Source organism: Ruminococcus sp. 5_1_39BFAA, assembly GCF_964240875.1.
In the GTDB taxonomy this organism is placed as follows: Bacteria; Bacillota; Clostridia; order Lachnospirales; family Lachnospiraceae; genus Blautia_A.
On sequence record NZ_CAXSVO010000008.1, the window covers coordinates 56560 to 72002 of the forward strand.

At 47.5% G+C, this 15443-nt stretch carries 14 protein-coding genes; all 14 read left to right on the forward strand.

Annotation, left to right across the window (positions count from 1 at the left end; genetic code table 11):
- Positions 1 to 83: 83 nt before the first annotated feature.
- The 14 genes from ACESZH_RS10685 (at position 84) to rlmH (ending at position 15405) form a co-directional block, all read left to right on the forward strand.
- A complete protein-coding gene (locus ACESZH_RS10685; protein WP_373215080.1) occupies positions 84 to 1394 on the forward strand; it encodes a circularly permuted type 2 ATP-grasp protein in 1311 nt (436 codons plus the stop codon).
- The gene (locus ACESZH_RS10690; RefSeq protein WP_373214886.1) at positions 1376 to 2044 is read left to right on the forward strand and encodes an alpha-E domain-containing protein; all 669 of its coding nucleotides are present in this window, start codon (positions 1376 to 1378) and stop codon (positions 2042 to 2044) included. Before ACESZH_RS10685 ends, ACESZH_RS10690 begins: the two co-directional genes overlap by 19 nt.
- A gap of 4 nt (positions 2045 to 2048) precedes the next feature.
- Complete coding sequence (locus ACESZH_RS10695) at positions 2049 to 2837, forward strand: transglutaminase domain-containing protein (protein WP_373214888.1); 789 nt, start codon at positions 2049 to 2051, stop codon at positions 2835 to 2837.
- Position 2838: 1 nt separating this feature from the next.
- The gene (locus ACESZH_RS10700; protein ID WP_373214889.1) at positions 2839 to 3840 is read left to right on the forward strand and encodes a M14 family metallopeptidase; all 1002 of its coding nucleotides are present in this window, start codon (positions 2839 to 2841) and stop codon (positions 3838 to 3840) included.
- Positions 3830 to 4756 carry a succinylglutamate desuccinylase/aspartoacylase family protein gene (locus ACESZH_RS10705; protein ID WP_373214890.1) on the forward strand — a complete coding sequence of 309 codons (927 nt, stop codon included), beginning with the start codon at positions 3830 to 3832 and terminating at the stop codon, positions 4754 to 4756. The genes ACESZH_RS10700 and ACESZH_RS10705 overlap by 11 nt, the downstream gene beginning before the upstream one ends.
- Positions 4757 to 4814: 58 nt before the next feature.
- Entirely contained in the window at positions 4815 to 5561 is a 747-nt protein-coding gene (locus ACESZH_RS10710; RefSeq protein WP_373214891.1) for a ClpP family protease, read from the forward strand.
- A 176-nt stretch (positions 5562 to 5737) separates the two neighbouring features.
- Positions 5738 to 6625 carry a sulfide/dihydroorotate dehydrogenase-like FAD/NAD-binding protein gene (locus ACESZH_RS10715; RefSeq protein WP_373214894.1) on the forward strand — a complete coding sequence of 296 codons (888 nt, stop codon included), beginning with the start codon at positions 5738 to 5740 and terminating at the stop codon, positions 6623 to 6625.
- Complete coding sequence (gene gltA / locus ACESZH_RS10720) at positions 6625 to 8028, forward strand: NADPH-dependent glutamate synthase (RefSeq protein ID WP_373214896.1); 1404 nt, start codon at positions 6625 to 6627, stop codon at positions 8026 to 8028. The genes ACESZH_RS10715 and gltA overlap by 1 nt, the downstream gene beginning before the upstream one ends.
- A 122-nt stretch (positions 8029 to 8150) precedes the next feature.
- Positions 8151 to 9008, forward strand: coding sequence for an N-acetylmuramoyl-L-alanine amidase (locus ACESZH_RS10725; RefSeq protein ID WP_373214898.1), 858 nt, complete (start codon positions 8151 to 8153; stop codon positions 9006 to 9008).
- A 105-nt stretch (positions 9009 to 9113) separates the two neighbouring features.
- A complete protein-coding gene (locus ACESZH_RS10730) occupies positions 9114 to 11045 on the forward strand; it encodes a hypothetical protein (RefSeq protein ID WP_373219910.1) in 1932 nt (643 codons plus the stop codon).
- Between the two features lie 54 nt (positions 11046 to 11099).
- A complete protein-coding gene (locus tag ACESZH_RS10735) occupies positions 11100 to 11975 on the forward strand; it encodes an undecaprenyl-diphosphate phosphatase (protein WP_373214903.1) in 876 nt (291 codons plus the stop codon).
- 26 nt (positions 11976 to 12001) lie between these two features.
- Positions 12002 to 14584: a DNA translocase FtsK 4TM domain-containing protein gene (locus ACESZH_RS10740; RefSeq protein WP_373214905.1), complete on the forward strand. Its 2583-nt coding sequence runs from the start codon at positions 12002 to 12004 to the stop codon at positions 14582 to 14584.
- Between the two features lie 26 nt (positions 14585 to 14610).
- On the forward strand, positions 14611 to 14910 hold the full coding sequence (locus ACESZH_RS10745) for a Dabb family protein (RefSeq protein ID WP_373214907.1): 300 nt from the start codon (positions 14611 to 14613) through the stop codon (positions 14908 to 14910).
- Positions 14911 to 14925: 15 nt separating this feature from the next.
- On the forward strand, positions 14926 to 15405 hold the full coding sequence (gene rlmH, locus ACESZH_RS10750) for a 23S rRNA (pseudouridine(1915)-N(3))-methyltransferase RlmH (protein WP_373214909.1): 480 nt from the start codon (positions 14926 to 14928) through the stop codon (positions 15403 to 15405).
- Positions 15406 to 15443 lie beyond the last annotated feature (38 nt).

Here is a 15443-nt window from a genome sequence, read left to right on the forward strand (position 1 = left end):
TGCGTAAGCAAAGCGCCTTTTTTGTCGTAAATTCGCTTCGCTGGCTGATATTTATATGGAGGGAGGAAATCCTATTGTACGATATGGATTTATATGATCGGACCGATACGATCAACGAATTGCTGGCCAGATACGGGGTCAAATTCGGAATTTACAAAAACAATGTATTCAAAGAGCAGCTTTTTCCGTTTGATGTAATTCCGCGTATCATTAAAAAGGATGAATTTGATGTGCTGGAACGGGGACTGAAGCAGAGAGTGGATGCGCTGAATCTCTTTCTGAAGGACCTTTACACGGATAAGAAAATCGTGAAGGATAAGGTGATCCCGGAGGACTTTATCTATTCTTCAAGCGGCTATCTGGCCCAATGTGAAGGCTTTGTACCGCCCAAGGGAGTCTTTTCCCATATTTCCGGCATTGACCTGGTAAAGGGCAAAAATGGGGAGTGGTATATCCTGGAAGACAATCTCCGTGTGCCGTCCGGAGCATCCTATCCCATGATCGCCAGAAATCTTTGCAGGCGCTGCTCTCCAAAGGCATATCAGCAGAATCATCTTGAGGATAACCGAAACTATGCGGATATGCTGAAAGAAACCATGGATGCTGTAAATACAGGGGGAATCAATGTCATTCTCACACCTGGCCGTTACAATGCCGCTTACTTTGAGCATTCTTATCTGGCAGAAAAGACAGGCGCCCATCTTGTAAACGGAAGCGAGCTGATGGTAGAAAATGACCGCCTGTACTTTGTAGACTATTCCGGAAAGAAGGAGCAGGTGGGAGCTGTGTACAGGCGTATTTCCGATGAGTATCTGGATCCAATGAATTTCAATCCGGAATCTGTCATTGGAATCCCTCATATTTTTGACGTTTACCGGAAAGGAAATGTGGCGCTTCTCAATACACCTGGAAATGGCATTGCAGACGATAAGGGCATTTACTGTTTTGTGCCGAAGATGATCAAATATTACCTGGATCAGGAGCCGATCCTGCAGAATGCACCAACTTATCTGCCGTTCTACGAGGATGACAGGAAATTTGTTCTTGATAATTTTGACAGGCTTGTTTTGAAGGATGTGGCAGAGGCTGGCGGCTATGGCGTTGTCTTTGCGGAAAAGATGACAAAGGCGGAAAAAGAAAGCTTTTTGAAGCTTCTTGACAAAGAACCTCGCCGCTTTATTGCACAGGAGGTTATTGATTTTGAAGACCTGGAGATTTTTGACAACGGCGAAGTGGTTGCCAGAAAAGCAGACCTTCGTGCGTTTGTCTTAAGCGGGGACACCACCAGGGTATGGAAAAGCGGACTGACCAGATTTTCCAGAAATCCGGATTCGTTTATTGTAAACTCATCTCAGGGAGGAGGATTTAAAGACACATGGGTATTATCTCAGTAGAACAGACAGACAGGCTTTACTGGCTTGGAAGATATACAGAGCGTGTTTACACCACTATGCGGTTGTACTTTATTACATACGATACGCTCATTGACCAGATTGGAAAACAGTACGGGGAATTCTGCAGAAAGCTGGATATCCCGGAAATCTATACATCGCCGGAGGATTTCATCAGGCGGTATGCTTTTGACGAGACAGACTGCAATTCCATGATGAGCAATCTGATGCGCGCTTACGATAATGCCATTGTGCTCCGTGAAGAGATCGGCAGCGAATCTCTGGCCTATATCCAGCTTGCAATTTATGAGATGCAGAAAGCAGCGGAAAGCGAAGCTCCGCTCATGGAGTTCCAGCGCGTCCTGGATAACCTTATGGCATTCTGGGGAATCTGTGATGACCAGATTTTAAGCGAAAATGTAAGAAATATACTGAAGGTGGGAAAAAGGGTGGAGAGAATCGACCTTTACGGACGCCTTCACAGAGACAGAGAAGATTTAACAAGAGAAATTCACAGATTGACTGGACGAATCGACAGATGTAATTTAAAATACAGTCAGGAAGTCCTGGAGGATCTGAACAAGCTTGTAAAAGAAGAAAACCTGGACTATCCGAAAATCGTTTCGAGAGTGGAACAGATTCTGGAGGTATAGATTTTTGAGGTTGTGGAAACTGACATATGAACTGCAGGATGATTTTAGTTCTCCCGTAACAGGACATTCATACAGTCTTCGGCTATTTCCACGTGATATGATTTCACAGAAGGTTGAATCCTGCCAATGCGCAGTCTGCCCCTGTTCCGGTGAAAGCCGGGGCAGGGATTCTTTTGGGAATCCCATTCTTATAGGCTGCTGCCAGGAGCCTCATACCAGGTTCCAGGTAAAAATGCAGGCATTTGTCATGACAGAGGATACATTGGAGCCGGAAAAGCGGCAGGCATATCAACTGGGAATGTACCGTTATGAGACAGAGCTTACAAAAATGGGAGAATCATTGAAAAAATTTTATGATACGCTGCCGTTGCCTGATGAGAATACAGACGAATGGGCGAGAACGGAGAAGGTAATGGACATACTTTGGACGTCTTTTAGGTATGTAAGCGGCAGCACGGATTTTAATACGAAAGCGGAGGAAGCCTTTTCCCAGGGATGCGGGGTTTGCCAGGATTATGCCCATATCCTTCTGGCGCTTTTGCGCCGTGAAAGGATCACTGCCCGATATGTGGCTGGGGCAATTCCAGGGGAAGGACAGAGCCATGCGTGGATCGAGGTGTACCGTGAGGGCTTTTGGAAGGGTTTTGACCCGACTCATAACCGCATGACAAATGATGAGTATATCCGCTTTGCTGTAGGACGGGACGCAAGGGACTGCTGCCTTAGTCAGGGAATCTTTAAGGGCAGTGCTTCCCAGCTTCAGCAGATATATGTAAAAATGGAGGAATGTTGACTTGATAAAAACAGTAGCTTCCATTCCCCTTCCGGTTATGGAAAAATTGGAGATCCATAAAAATCGTTTGGAATCAGGGGATGGAGATAATAAAAAGAGAATCAGCATCGTCACCGGAATTCACGGAGATGAGCTGGAGGGACAATATGTATGCTTTGAGGTTTCCAGGAGGATCCAGGAGCACCCGGAATATTTAAACGGGATCGTGGATATTTACCCTGCCATGAATCCTCTTGGAATCGATTCCATCACAAGAGGAATCCCGGCCTTTGACCTGGATATGAACCGTGTTTTTCCTGGCAGCGGAGATGGTTCTATGACAGAGTACATGGCGTCAAAGATCATGGATGACCTTGTCGGTTCTGATCTTTGTATTGATATCCATGCCAGCAATATTTTCCTCACGGAGATTCCACAGGTGAGGATCAACGAGCTTCACAGGGATCAGCTTGTACCCATTGCAAAGGATCTGAACATTGATTTAATCTGGGTGCATTCCAACAGTACTGTTTTGGAATCTACTCTTGCATACAGCCTGAACAGCCGGAATACCCCCACTCTGGTGGTGGAAATGGGAGTTGGAATGCGCATTACAAAGTCTTATTGTGAGCAGCTTTCAGACGGCATTTTTCACGTAATGAAAAAAATGGGTATGTGGAGTGGTCCTGCCGTAGAGCCCAGAACTCCTATATTAGCAGAAAAGGAGGATGCGGTGGCCTTTCTCAATGCGCCGATCGCGGGTGTCTTCATCAGCCAGGCTAATCACGGAGATTATCTGAAGGAGGGCGATGCTATCGGCCTGATCGTGGATCCGCTGCAGGGTGCGATTCTGGAGCGTATGAAAGCACCGGTGGAGGGAATCCTGTTTACCATACGGGAATATCCCATGGTGGATGAAGGCTCTCTTATTGCAAGGATCTTAAAGGCAGGGTACCAGGAAGCGCCGGAAAGCTTTGCTGAAAAAAGGACCCGGGAGGGAGAGGAGGTTTCCCATGAGAACTGAGATCATATACGAAAGCCGCTCCCTGTACCGTGATAGTTTTCAGGTGAAGGCATATGTGTTTGGAACCGGAAAGAAGTCTTTGTGCGTGGTCGGCAACATGAGAGGAAACGAATATCAGCAGCTTTACACCTGCTCTCAGCTTATTCAGAGACTGAAAAAAGCGGAGCGGGAGGATATTCTGACGCCGGGCTGTGAGATCATGGTGATCCCTTCGGCAAATCCTTATTCCATGAACATTAAAAAGCGGTTCTGGCCCATTGACAACACAGACATAAACCGTATGTTTCCAGGCTACAGCGAGGGAGAAACAACCCAAAGGATCGCGGCAGGTATCTTTGATAAGATCCAGGGATATGAGTATGGAGTACACCTTGCTTCTAATTATATGACCGGAGAATTTATGCCTTATATTAATGTGATGACAACAGGGCTGGAGGATGTGGAGGCGGCGAAAAAGTTTGGCCTTCCCTATGTGGTCATCCGAAATTCCAGACCTTATGATACCACCACCCTGAATTATAACTGGCAGATCTGGGAGACAAAGGCGTTCAGCCTTTATACCACAGCTACGGAGCGTATCAACAAAGAGAGTGCATTGCGGGGCGTAAGAGCTGTTTTTTCTTTTATGTCATCTACAGGGCTTGTCCGCTGGAAAGACAAAGAGCAGAATGCTTCGAGGGTAGTGGATGATCATGATATCATTTCCGTCCGTTCTCCGGAGGCAGGGCTTTTTGAGCCTGTTGTCCGCGTGGAGCAGGAGGTGAGAAAGGGTGAGCTTCTTGCGGAAATCCTGAATCCTGTGGATGGGGAAGTGCGGGCACATATTTACGCGCCTGTCGACGGAACGGTATTTTTTATGGATTCCGGTCCGCTGATCTACGGTCACACAGCCGTGATAAAAATAATAGGGAAATGAATGGAATTTCCTTAATTTACACATAATACCTCCAGAAATTGAATCTGGAGGTATTATAATGGGCGAAAAAAGAGAGGAAGAAAAAAAGCAGGAGGAGCTGGAGCGGGAAGATAAGCAGAATGAACAGATCAAGGATATGGGTCAGGTGATCCTGGATGGCAATACAAAGAAATACAAGGTGGAGTTGCTTACCATTATCGGTGAGGTGGAGGGCCATGAATCAGCACCCTCCCACAGCAAGACGACAAAGTATGAGCATGTGCTCCCAAAGCTTGCCATGATAGAAGATGACTGCGAGGTGGATGGGCTTCTTATTCTTCTCAACACGGTAGGCGGAGATGTGGAAGCAGGCCTTGCCATTGCGGAAATGATCGCTTCCCTGAGTATTCCCACAGTTTCTCTTGTGCTGGGCGGGGGACATTCCATCGGAGTCCCCATGGCGGTTTCCGCGGACTATTCCTTTGTGGTTCCCAGCGCGACTATGGTCATTCATCCGGTGCGTTCAAACGGAATGATCATCGGTGTGGCACAGACCTACCGCAACATGGAAAAGATCCAGGACCGCATCACCACCTTTATTTCTGATCATTCCAATACAACACAGCAGCGTCTGGAGGAGCTGATGCTGGACACGACGCAGCTCGTTAAAGATGTAGGTACCATGCTGGAAGGAAGAGAGGCTGTGAAGGAGGGTCTGATCGATGAAGTCGGGGGAATGAAAGAGGCTCTTTCGAAGCTGTACAGCATGATCGATGAGCAAAAAAGGGAAAAATCCGGCGCAGGGAAAGAAAAAGAGGTTAAATAGCCTGGAACTAATAAATGGGCAAAACAAAATCTGCATTTTTTGCAGATTTTTGTTTTACTATCCGTGTTTTTTGTGCTATAGTTAATAAGAAAATAACAGGCGCATTCAGGTGTCAGTTAAAAGTTACTGTTCACTTCGTGACCAGTTACGTGAAAAATACATATCAGGAGGGAATTATGTATAAGATTCTGAAAGCAGAGAAGCTCTCTGCAAACGTTTTTCTTATGGACGTTGAAGCCCCGCGTGTTGCAAAACATTGTCTGCCGGGCCAGTTCGTAATCGTAAAGATGGATGAAGTGGGCGAAAGAATTCCGCTTACTATCTGCGACTATGATTCCGAAAAAGGAACCGTAACTATCGTTTTCCAGCCGGCTGGTGCATCTACCACAAAGATGGCAGAGTTAAAGGCAGGAGATTACTTTGAAGATTTTGTAGGTCCTTTGGGACAGCCGTCTGAGCTGGTACATGAGGACATTGAAGAGCTGAAAAAGAAACGCATCGTGTTTGTAGCCGGCGGTGTTGGTACAGCTCCTGTTTATCCGCAGGTGAAATGGCTTCATGAGCATGGCATTACAGCAGACGCTATCGTTGGTGCTAAGACAAAAGACCTCCTTATTCTGGAAGAGCAGATGAGCGAAGTCTGCAACCTGTATGTGACAACGGATGACGGTTCTTACGTAAGAAAAGGTATGGGTACCGATGTTCTCCGTGACCTTGTTCAGAATCAGGGAAAAGAATATGATGTCTGTATCGCCATCGGACCGATGATCATGATGAAGTTTGTATGTCTTCTGACAAAAGAACTGAATATTCCGACCATCGTCAGCATGAATCCGATCATGGTGGATGGAACAGGTATGTGCGGAGCCTGCCGTCTGATGGTTGGCGGTGAAGTAAAATTTGCCTGTGTTGACGGTCCGGAGTTTGACGGACATAAAGTAGATTTCGATCTGGCTATGAAGAGACAGCAGATGTATAAGACCGAAGAAGGCCGTGCAATGCTGAAGCTTCAGGAAGGCGACACACATCACGGCGGATGTGGACATTGCGGAGGTGACAAATAATGGCAGATATTGATGTTTTAAAGAAAGTGCCTGTCAGAGAGCAGGAGCCGGCAGTTCGTGCCACCAATTTCGAGGAAGTATGTCTTGGATATAACAAAGAAGAAGCGATGGATGAAGCATCCCGCTGCCTGAATTGTAAAAAAGCAAAATGCGTGGAGGGATGTCCGGTTTCCATTAATATCCCTGCATTTGTACATGAAGTAAAAGAAGGAAACTTTGAGAAAGCATACCAGATCATCAGCGAGTCCAGTGCACTTCCGGCAGTCTGCGGACGTGTCTGCCCGCAGGAAAGCCAGTGTGAAGGCGTTTGTATCCGCGGCAAGAAGGGCGAGGCTGTTTCCATCGGTAAGCTGGAGCGTTTCGTAGCAGACTGGGCAAAGGAAAACGGCATTAAGCCAACTCCTGCAGCACAGAAGAACGGACGCAAGGTAGCAGTGATCGGTTCCGGTCCTTCCGGACTTACCTGTGCCGGAGACCTGGCTAAGCTTGGCTACGATGTAACCATTTTTGAGGCGCTTCACAAAGCAGGCGGCGTTCTTGTATACGGTATCCCGGAATTCCGTCTTCCAAAGGACAAGGTTGTAGCTGCTGAGGTTGAGAATGTAAAATCACTTGGCGTTAAGATTGAGACAAACGTTATCATCGGCAAATCCGTGACCATCGATGAGCTTCTTACAGAAGAAGGCTTTGAGGCTGTATTCATCGGTTCCGGTGCAGGTCTTCCGATGTTCATGGGTATCCCGGGCGAGCAGGCAAACGGTGTGTTCTCCGCAAACGAGTACCTGACCAGAAATAACCTGATGAAAGCGTTCCGTGAGGACTATGATACCCCGATCGCACACGGCAAGAAGGTAGCGGTTGTAGGCGGCGGAAACGTTGCAATGGATGCAGCCAGAACAGCACTTCGTCTGGGCGCAGAGGTACATATCATCTACCGTCGTTCCGAGGCAGAGCTTCCGGCGAGAGCAGAGGAAGTTCATCACGCAAAAGAGGAAGGTGTGATCTTTGACCTTCTTTGCAACCCGGTAGAGATTCTTACTGATGAAAAAGACTGGGTAACCGGTATCAAGTGTATCCGTATGGAGCTTGGTGAGCCGGATGCTTCCGGAAGAAGACGTCCGGTTGAGATCCCCGGCTCTGAGTTTACCATTGACGTGGACACTGTGATCATGTCACTGGGAACCAGCCCGAACCCGCTTATTTCCTCCACCACGATCGGTCTGGATGTAAATAAGAGAAAATGTATCATTGCCGATGAGGAGTTTGGAAAGACCTCCAAAGAAGGTGTATACGCAGGCGGAGATGCTGTAACAGGAGCAGCGACCGTTATTCTCGCCATGGGCGCAGGAAAAGCCGGCGCACGCGGAATTGACGAGTACATCAAGGCAAAATATGCAGAATAATGTAACAACCTGTTACACGTTATAAAGATCAGCGGAACCGATGACTGTGAAAATCTCACATGTTCATCGGTTCTGTCGTATAAAAGTCCTGTTGGGAAAAGGACGATCAGGAGGAGAAGACGATGAAAAAGATGATCCGCAGGCTGCTCATTCTCATATGTTGTATGAGTCTGCTTTTTATTCCCCAGGAAACAAAAGCATCCGGAAACAGCGAATTGCGAAAATGGCAGACCATCAATGGAAAAAAATATTATTTTGATAAAAACGGCAAAAAACTGACGGGATGGCAGAAGATAGGGAAAAAATGGTACTGGTTTAATAAAAAAGGCGTCTACAGCGGTGTGACAAAGAAAAAGACCATTGTGCTGGATCCGGGTCACTCCGGCGTGGTAAAACCAGGAACAGAACCGCTGGGTCCCGGCTCCAGCCAGCAGAAAGCAAAGGATTCCGGCGGAACAGAAGGAATCGTGACAAAGGTGCCGGAGTATGCGCTGAATATGACCATTGCCAAAAAAGTTGCTACAGAGCTGGAAAGGCGTGGCTACCGTGTGATCCTGACACGTAAAAACAATAAAAAAGGTCTGAGCTGCAAAGCGCGGGCGGAGATTGCAAATACGGCAAAGGCGGACGCTTTTATCCGGATCCATGCCAATGGAAGCGACAACACCAGCATAACCGGTGCTATGACGATCTGTACTACATCCAACAGCCCCTTTGTGTCAAAGTCACTGTCAAAGAAGAGCAAAAAGCTTTCCCAGGTCCTGCTGGACTCCTATGTAAAGGCAACCGGTGCGAAAAAGGAATACGTTTGGGAGACAGACAGCATGAGCGGAAACAATTGGTGCAAGGTCCCATGTACGATCCTTGAGATGGGATATATGTCAAATCCGGGAGAAGACAGAAAGATGCAGAAAAAATCCTACCAGAAAAAAATAGTCCGGGGGATCGCAAACGGTATTGACGCGTACTTCGGGTATTGATCCTGCGGAATTTAGTTGTGCGGTTTGGGAATCCATGGTAAACTAAGCTTGGCTGATAACAGATGATATGCGCGGAATAGTAAAAGTGGGAAGGATCAAAGAAGCTTGAAATATATATATAAATACAGATATGTGTTGGCGGCAGTTGTGCTGGTACTCTGTGTTGCTTTTGAACTGAGCGGCTCCTCGATCGGGGCCTGGAATAAATATCTTGGAAATGTGGATGAAGAAAGCATGGAAAAGGATCTGTTGGGAACATACAGGGAGATCCGCAGCGATGAGTGGGCGTTGAATACACCCATGGCGTTTTCTCAGTATTACAATAGGGATGGAGAATTTCCATACTTCTCCAGTACACTGAGGGGGACGGATACCGATACTTTTATTGTATACGGGCAGCCGGTGAAAAGCTGGGAAGTGATATTCCGTCCTTTTCATTGGGGGTATTTATTCCTGTCCCCGGCCAAAGGACTTTCCTTTTTCTGGTGTGGGCGGTTGTTAGCCCTTTTGCTGGTGTCCTTTGAGTTTGGACTGTATCTGTTTCATAAAAGGAAATCCTATGCGGCAGTTTATGCCGTGCTGCTTTGCTTTTCGCCGGCAGTACAGTGGTGGTTTGCCATAAATGGTCTTGTGGAAATGCTTGTCATGGGACAGGCTGCACTGCTGATCGGAATTGCTTATCTCAGGACAGAGTCATACAAAAAGCGGGCTTGTCTGGTATTTCCGCTGGTTCTCTGTATGGGAGGCTATATTCTTACCTTTTATCCCTCCTGGCAGTTGCCCCTGGGATACGTGTATCTGGCGCTGCTCATCGGAATTGTGATTCGTGAGAACCGTCCCGGAATGCTGTCGTGGAAAAAGGACATTCCTATTTTGGCTCTGTTTTTGATACTGCTGGGAGCTGCCATGGGAAGCATTTTCCTGAAATCCTGGGACACGGTACAGACAGTGCTGAACACCGCATATCCTGGAAAACGTTCCTTCCATGGGGGAGATACGCTGAAAATTCTGCTGAATTGGGCCGGAAATATTATATTTCCATATAGAACTGCCAACCTGGGTATCTCAAATGTGTGTGAAGCTGCCAGTATGTTTTCGTTCTTTCCGCTGGGAATCCTGGCAGCTCTCTGGGTGCTGATAAAAGAAAGAAAAAAGGATCCTATGCTGATTTCGATTTTTGCAGGGACTGTGGTCATGAGCCTTTACTGTATCACTCCCTGGCCCTCGTGGCTGGCGAAAATCACGCTGTTTTCCATGAGCCAGTCAGAGCGGACCGTATTGGCTGCCGGACTTTTCAATCTGCTTCTGCTATTGTATGCGCTGCATATTTCGGAAAAGGCTATTCCGGTAAAATGGTGTCTCGCCTGTGCGGGATTTCTCAGTATTTTCAGTGTAGCATGGCTTAGCAGACAGTACCCGGATCTGTATACGGGAATTGCCGTACCGCTTATTTTCGGTATTTTTTTCACGGGATTTTTTCTTGGATCGGCTGCTTTGGGAAAGAAGGGTTGCAAATTTCTGGCAACTTATAGTATGATAATAGCTGTAGCCGGGGGGGGGGGGGTTATGGTGAATCCGCTGCATTCCGGTGCTGATGCAGTCCTTGAAAATCCGGTTACGCAGGCAATCCGTGAAACGGTACAGGAGGATCCTGAGAACGGCCTGTGGATCGTGGAGAATATGGGAAATCCATATATCAACCTTCCCATTGTGGCAGGGGCACCTACCATTAACTGCACCAATACGTATCCGGCTATAGAACGTTGGGAAAAAATCGATACAAAAGGAAAACGCCGGGATGTTTATAACCGGTATGCACATATTGAGATTGTCTTAAGCGGAAAGAAGAAGACTTCATTCAGAAATCCCACTGTGGACGGTATGTTGGTGAAGCTGGCGGTAAAAGATCTGGAGACTCTGGATGTAAAGCACATTTTTACGGACAGAGCTTTGGAAGAATACGAAACGGAGAACATTTCTTTCCGTGTCAGAAAACAGATCGGGACATTTTATATTTACGATGTGATATACGGATAAAGTGTCTGTGAGATACTTATGAGATTTTAGTACAAAGGAAAAGGAAACGAAACTATGTCAGTGTTGCATGCAATAATTTTGGGAATCATACAGGGAATCACAGAGTTTCTTCCTGTGAGCAGCTTTGGTCATCTGGCTGTTGTGGAGAATGCGATGGGAATCGAGCGCAGTACGGCGGTCCTGTTTGAAGCGCTTCTTCATGTGGGAACCCTTGCCGCAGTTTTTGTGGCATTTTGGAGTGATATCAGACGGATCGGGGAAGAGCTTGCGGGAATGATCATGGATCTGGTGGGAAATCTGAACATTTACCTGCACAACAAAAGAACAGGGGATAATCTCCATTACGCAAAAATTGTTTATGGTACCTATCGGAAGTTTGCAGCAGCTATGGTGGTTTCTTTTCTGCCCACGGCGATTCTTGGATATACCTCCAGACGCCTTGTGACAAAGGCTGCCATTTCTCCGCTCCTTCCGGGAGCCTGTATCCTGATCACAGGGATTTTCCTGCTTGTAACGGATCTGGGCAATATCGGGGGAAACAAAACGCCGAAGGAGGTTACCTACGACAGTGCCATGTGGATCGGCATCTGCCAGGGAATCGCTGTGTTCCCTGGAATCTCCAGAGCCGGAATGACGATCTGTGCAGGATTGCTCTGCGGCTACAGCCGGAAGTTTGCTGTAAAATATTCTTATATTGTAAGTATTCCGGCCATCATTGGTTCTTTATTCATGGAGCTTTCTCAGTTTACCTCGCCTAAAATGACAGTGGGACTGGGCTTTACTTATCTTCTGGGGATGATCGTGGCAGGAGTTGTAGGCTATTTTGCCGTACATTTATTCTTCCGGATCCTTCAGAGGACAAAATTACGTTACTTTGCATTTTACTGTTTCCTGGCAGGAGCACTGGCTCTGATCGGGAACTTTGCCTGACAGAAATCATAGAGGGGAGTCTTTTCATGGCAGCGTCGAAGACGACTAAAAAGAAAACTACAAATTCAAAAACGACAAATAAAAAAAAGACCGGGTCCAATGGCTTTCAGAATGAAATCATCCTGCTGGTGATCCTGGCGGCATCGGTGATTCTGCTGGTGAGCAATTTCGGTCTGGGAGGTTTTGTGGGAAGCGCGATCAGCCAGTTTTTCTTTGGCGTGATGGGGCTTATGGCATATGTTTTTCCCATTGTCCTGTTTATAGGAGCAGCCTTTCTGCTGTCCAACAGGGCCAATCCTCTGGCATATAAAAAGGCCGCTGCGCTGATCGTGTTTTTACTGGTTATGTGCGGTCTGCTGCAGCTTCTTACAGAAGGCTATGTAAGCAGCAATACTCTGATGGACTACTATAAGCTGTGTTCGGACTATCGTACAGGAGGAGGGATCATCGGAGGTGCCCTTTGCATCTCAACCACTTCAGCCTTTGGAACTGTTGGAGGCTATGTGATCATCATTCTGGTGCTTCTGGTGTGCCTGATCATCATTACCCAGAAGTCTTTTTTCGGTTTTATAAACAAAATCCTGGACTGGATCATCGCTATGGTAAAGGGCGGTCAGAAACGATATGAGGATGGACGTCCGGAGAGAGAGCTTAAAAAAGAACTGAAGAGCCAGCAGCGGCAGAAGGCGGCACAGGAACGCAGAGAAGAGCGGATACGGAAGCTTGAGGAGGCGCTGGAAGCAGAAGAAAAAGAGGAATCTGTTCCTGCTGCTCCCAAAAAGAAAAAGTCTTCCGCCAAACGAAAAGAAAGTCATTTTCTGGAAGGGACAGAACTTCTGACGAGTAGAAACGGGGAATCTAAAGAGCCTGAAGGAGATACCCTGACGATAGACACCAGGGATGGGGAAGAGGAGTCCCAGATGTCCTTTGCCATCCACAGGGAAGAGGCTCCTGCTGCGGATGCAGAGGAATCTATTGGAGGATATGGTGAAGCGGGAGCGGCGCAGGAGGCTGAAACGCCCCCTTTTGAGCCGGAGAAGGCCCACCGGCAGCCTTCTCGGAATCCAAAATCCTCGAAGCAGGAAATCGAAAGCGGAATTGTAAATATACAGCATGAGATCAATCAGCAGGGAGCTACTGTAAAAAAAGAGTATCAGTTTCCACCGCTGAAGCTTCTAAAGCGGGGAAGCGGAAAAGCACAGGGTGATTCGGATGCCCATTTGAAGAGGACAGCCCAGAAGCTTCAGGAAATCCTCTATAATTTCGGCGTGAACGCAACAGTCACCAACGTAAGCTGCGGGCCTACTGTTACCCGGTATGAGCTGCAGCCGGAAATGGGAGTCAAGGTCAGCAAGATCGTAGGTCTTTCCGATGATATTAAGCTGAATCTGGCGGCGGCTGATATCCGTATCGAGGCCCCGATTCCAGGCAAAGCGGCAGTGGGGATCGAAGTCCCAAATAAGGAAAACAGTCCGGTCATGCTTCGGGAGCTGATTCAGTCTCAGGAGTTTCAAAACGCAAAATCAAAGCTCTCCTTTGCAGCCGGAAAAGATATTGCCGGAAAACCGGTGGTGGCGGATATTGCAAAGATGCCCCATCTGTTGATAGCAGGAGCTACAGGCTCCGGTAAATCCGTGTGTATCAACACACTGATCATCAGCATTCTTTATAAGGCATCACCGGAGGAGGTTAAGCTGATCATGATCGACCCGAAGGTGGTGGAGCTGAGCGTGTACAACGGTATTCCACATCTGTTCATTCCGGTGGTTACAGATCCAAAGAAGGCGGCAGGGGCTTTAAACTGGGCTGTTTCCGAAATGAGTACCAGATACAATACTTTTGCGGAATACGGTGTGCGTAATCTGGAGGAATATAACAAAAAGATAGAGGGAATGCGCATTCCGGAAGGTGAGGAACGTCCTGAGAAGATGCCGCAGATCGTCATTATTGTGGACGAGCTTGCGGATCTTATGATGGTAGCTCCGGGTGAGGTGGAGGACGCAATCTGCCGTCTGGCACAGCTTGCCAGGGCTGCGGGTATCCATCTTGTTATCGCCACACAGAGACCGTCCGTTAATGTCATCACAGGATTGATCAAGGCAAATATGCCGTCCCGTATCGCGTTTGCTGTTTCCTCCGGTGTGGATTCCAGAACTATTCTGGATATGAATGGCGCAGAAAAGCTTCTTGGAAAGGGTGATATGCTTTTTTATCCCCAGGGCTATCAGAAGCCGGCCAGACTGCAGGGCGCTTTTGTTTCGGATGAGGAAGTCAGCAGCATTGTTGAGTTTCTGGCAAACAAAAATCCTGCGGCTGAATACAATACCCGGATCGAGGAGCAGGTGAATACGGCGGCATTTTCCGGTGGAGCATCGGGAAATGAGGAATACGACGTTTATTTTGAGGAAGCGGGCAAGTTTATCATTGAGAAGGAGCGTGCTTCCATCGGTATGCTTCAGCGTATGTTTAAGATCGGCTTTAACAGAGCGGCGCGCATTATGGATCAGCTCTGCGATGCCGGTGTGGTTGGCCCTGAGGAGGGGACAAAACCCAGAAAGGTGCTTATGACCATGGAGGAATTCAGCGCCTATGTAGAGGAAAACAGATAATAATGGATATGAAGGAGGAAATTGATATGGTAAAGCATATGGTATTATGGTCATTCAGAGAGGAGCTTTCTCAGGATGAGAGGAAGGCTGCAGCAGCAAAGATCAAGGAGGGACTGGAAGCGCTTGTGGGCGTGGTGCCGGGACTTTTAAGTGCAACTGTGGTTACGGAGCCGATCAGTTCAAGCACCCATGATCTGTGCCTGATCACAGAGCTGGACACGCCGGAATCCTTAAAGGCTTATGCAACCAATCCTGATCATGTAAAGGTCGCTACTTTTGTGAGAAGCGTTACCTGCAACCGTGCAGCTATGGATTTCGTGGAATAGGATTTTCTTTGTGTTATGGAAATCCGTATTCTATCTGTTGGGAAAATTAAAGAAAAGTATTTAAATGACGGCATTGCCGAGTATGCCAAGCGACTGGGAAGGTATTGTAAGCTGTCCTTTATCCAGGTTGCAGATGAAAAGACACCGGACAAGGCTTCTGATGCCCTCAATCGCCAGATCAGGCAGATTGAGGGTGAGAGGCTTTTAAAGCATATCCGGGAGCAGGATTATGTGATCGCACTTGCCATTGAGGGAAAAATGCTGGACTCCGTGGAACTGTCCGGCCTTCTTGCACGCCTTGGAGTGGAAGGAAAAAGCAGCATTGATTTTGTGATCGGAGGATCCCTTGGATTAAGTGAGGAGGTTCTGGCAAGGGCTGACTATAAGCTGAGCTTTTCCAGAATGACCTTTCCCCACCAGCTCATGCAGATGATCCTGCTGGAGCAGATCTATAGGGGATATCGTATTATGAACAACGAGCCGTATCACAAATAGAAACAGAAGAAAAGCGCTCTGTGCGAGGATGGGGCAAA

What these genes read in the sequence shown, in the direction of transcription:
- ACESZH_RS10685 (WP_373215080.1), top strand. Translation starts at nt 84, where the DNA reads ATGGATTTATATGATCGGACCGATACGATCAACGAATTGCTGGCCAGA.
- ACESZH_RS10690 (WP_373214886.1), top strand. Translation starts at nt 1,376, where the DNA reads ATGGGTATTATCTCAGTAGAACAGACAGACAGGCTTTACTGGCTTGGA.
- ACESZH_RS10705 (WP_373214890.1), top strand. Translation starts at nt 3,830, where the DNA reads ATGAGAACTGAGATCATATACGAAAGCCGCTCCCTGTACCGTGATAGT.
- ACESZH_RS10710 (WP_373214891.1), top strand. Translation starts at nt 4,815, where the DNA reads ATGGGCGAAAAAAGAGAGGAAGAAAAAAAGCAGGAGGAGCTGGAGCGG.
- ACESZH_RS10715 (WP_373214894.1), top strand. Translation starts at nt 5,738, where the DNA reads ATGTATAAGATTCTGAAAGCAGAGAAGCTCTCTGCAAACGTTTTTCTT.
- gltA (WP_373214896.1), top strand. Translation starts at nt 6,625, where the DNA reads ATGGCAGATATTGATGTTTTAAAGAAAGTGCCTGTCAGAGAGCAGGAG.
- ACESZH_RS10725 (WP_373214898.1), top strand. Translation starts at nt 8,151, where the DNA reads ATGAAAAAGATGATCCGCAGGCTGCTCATTCTCATATGTTGTATGAGT.
- ACESZH_RS10735 (WP_373214903.1), top strand. Translation starts at nt 11,100, where the DNA reads ATGTCAGTGTTGCATGCAATAATTTTGGGAATCATACAGGGAATCACA.
- ACESZH_RS10740 (WP_373214905.1), top strand. Translation starts at nt 12,002, where the DNA reads ATGGCAGCGTCGAAGACGACTAAAAAGAAAACTACAAATTCAAAAACG.
- ACESZH_RS10745 (WP_373214907.1), top strand. Translation starts at nt 14,611, where the DNA reads ATGGTAAAGCATATGGTATTATGGTCATTCAGAGAGGAGCTTTCTCAG.
- rlmH (WP_373214909.1), top strand. Translation starts at nt 14,926, where the DNA reads ATGGAAATCCGTATTCTATCTGTTGGGAAAATTAAAGAAAAGTATTTA.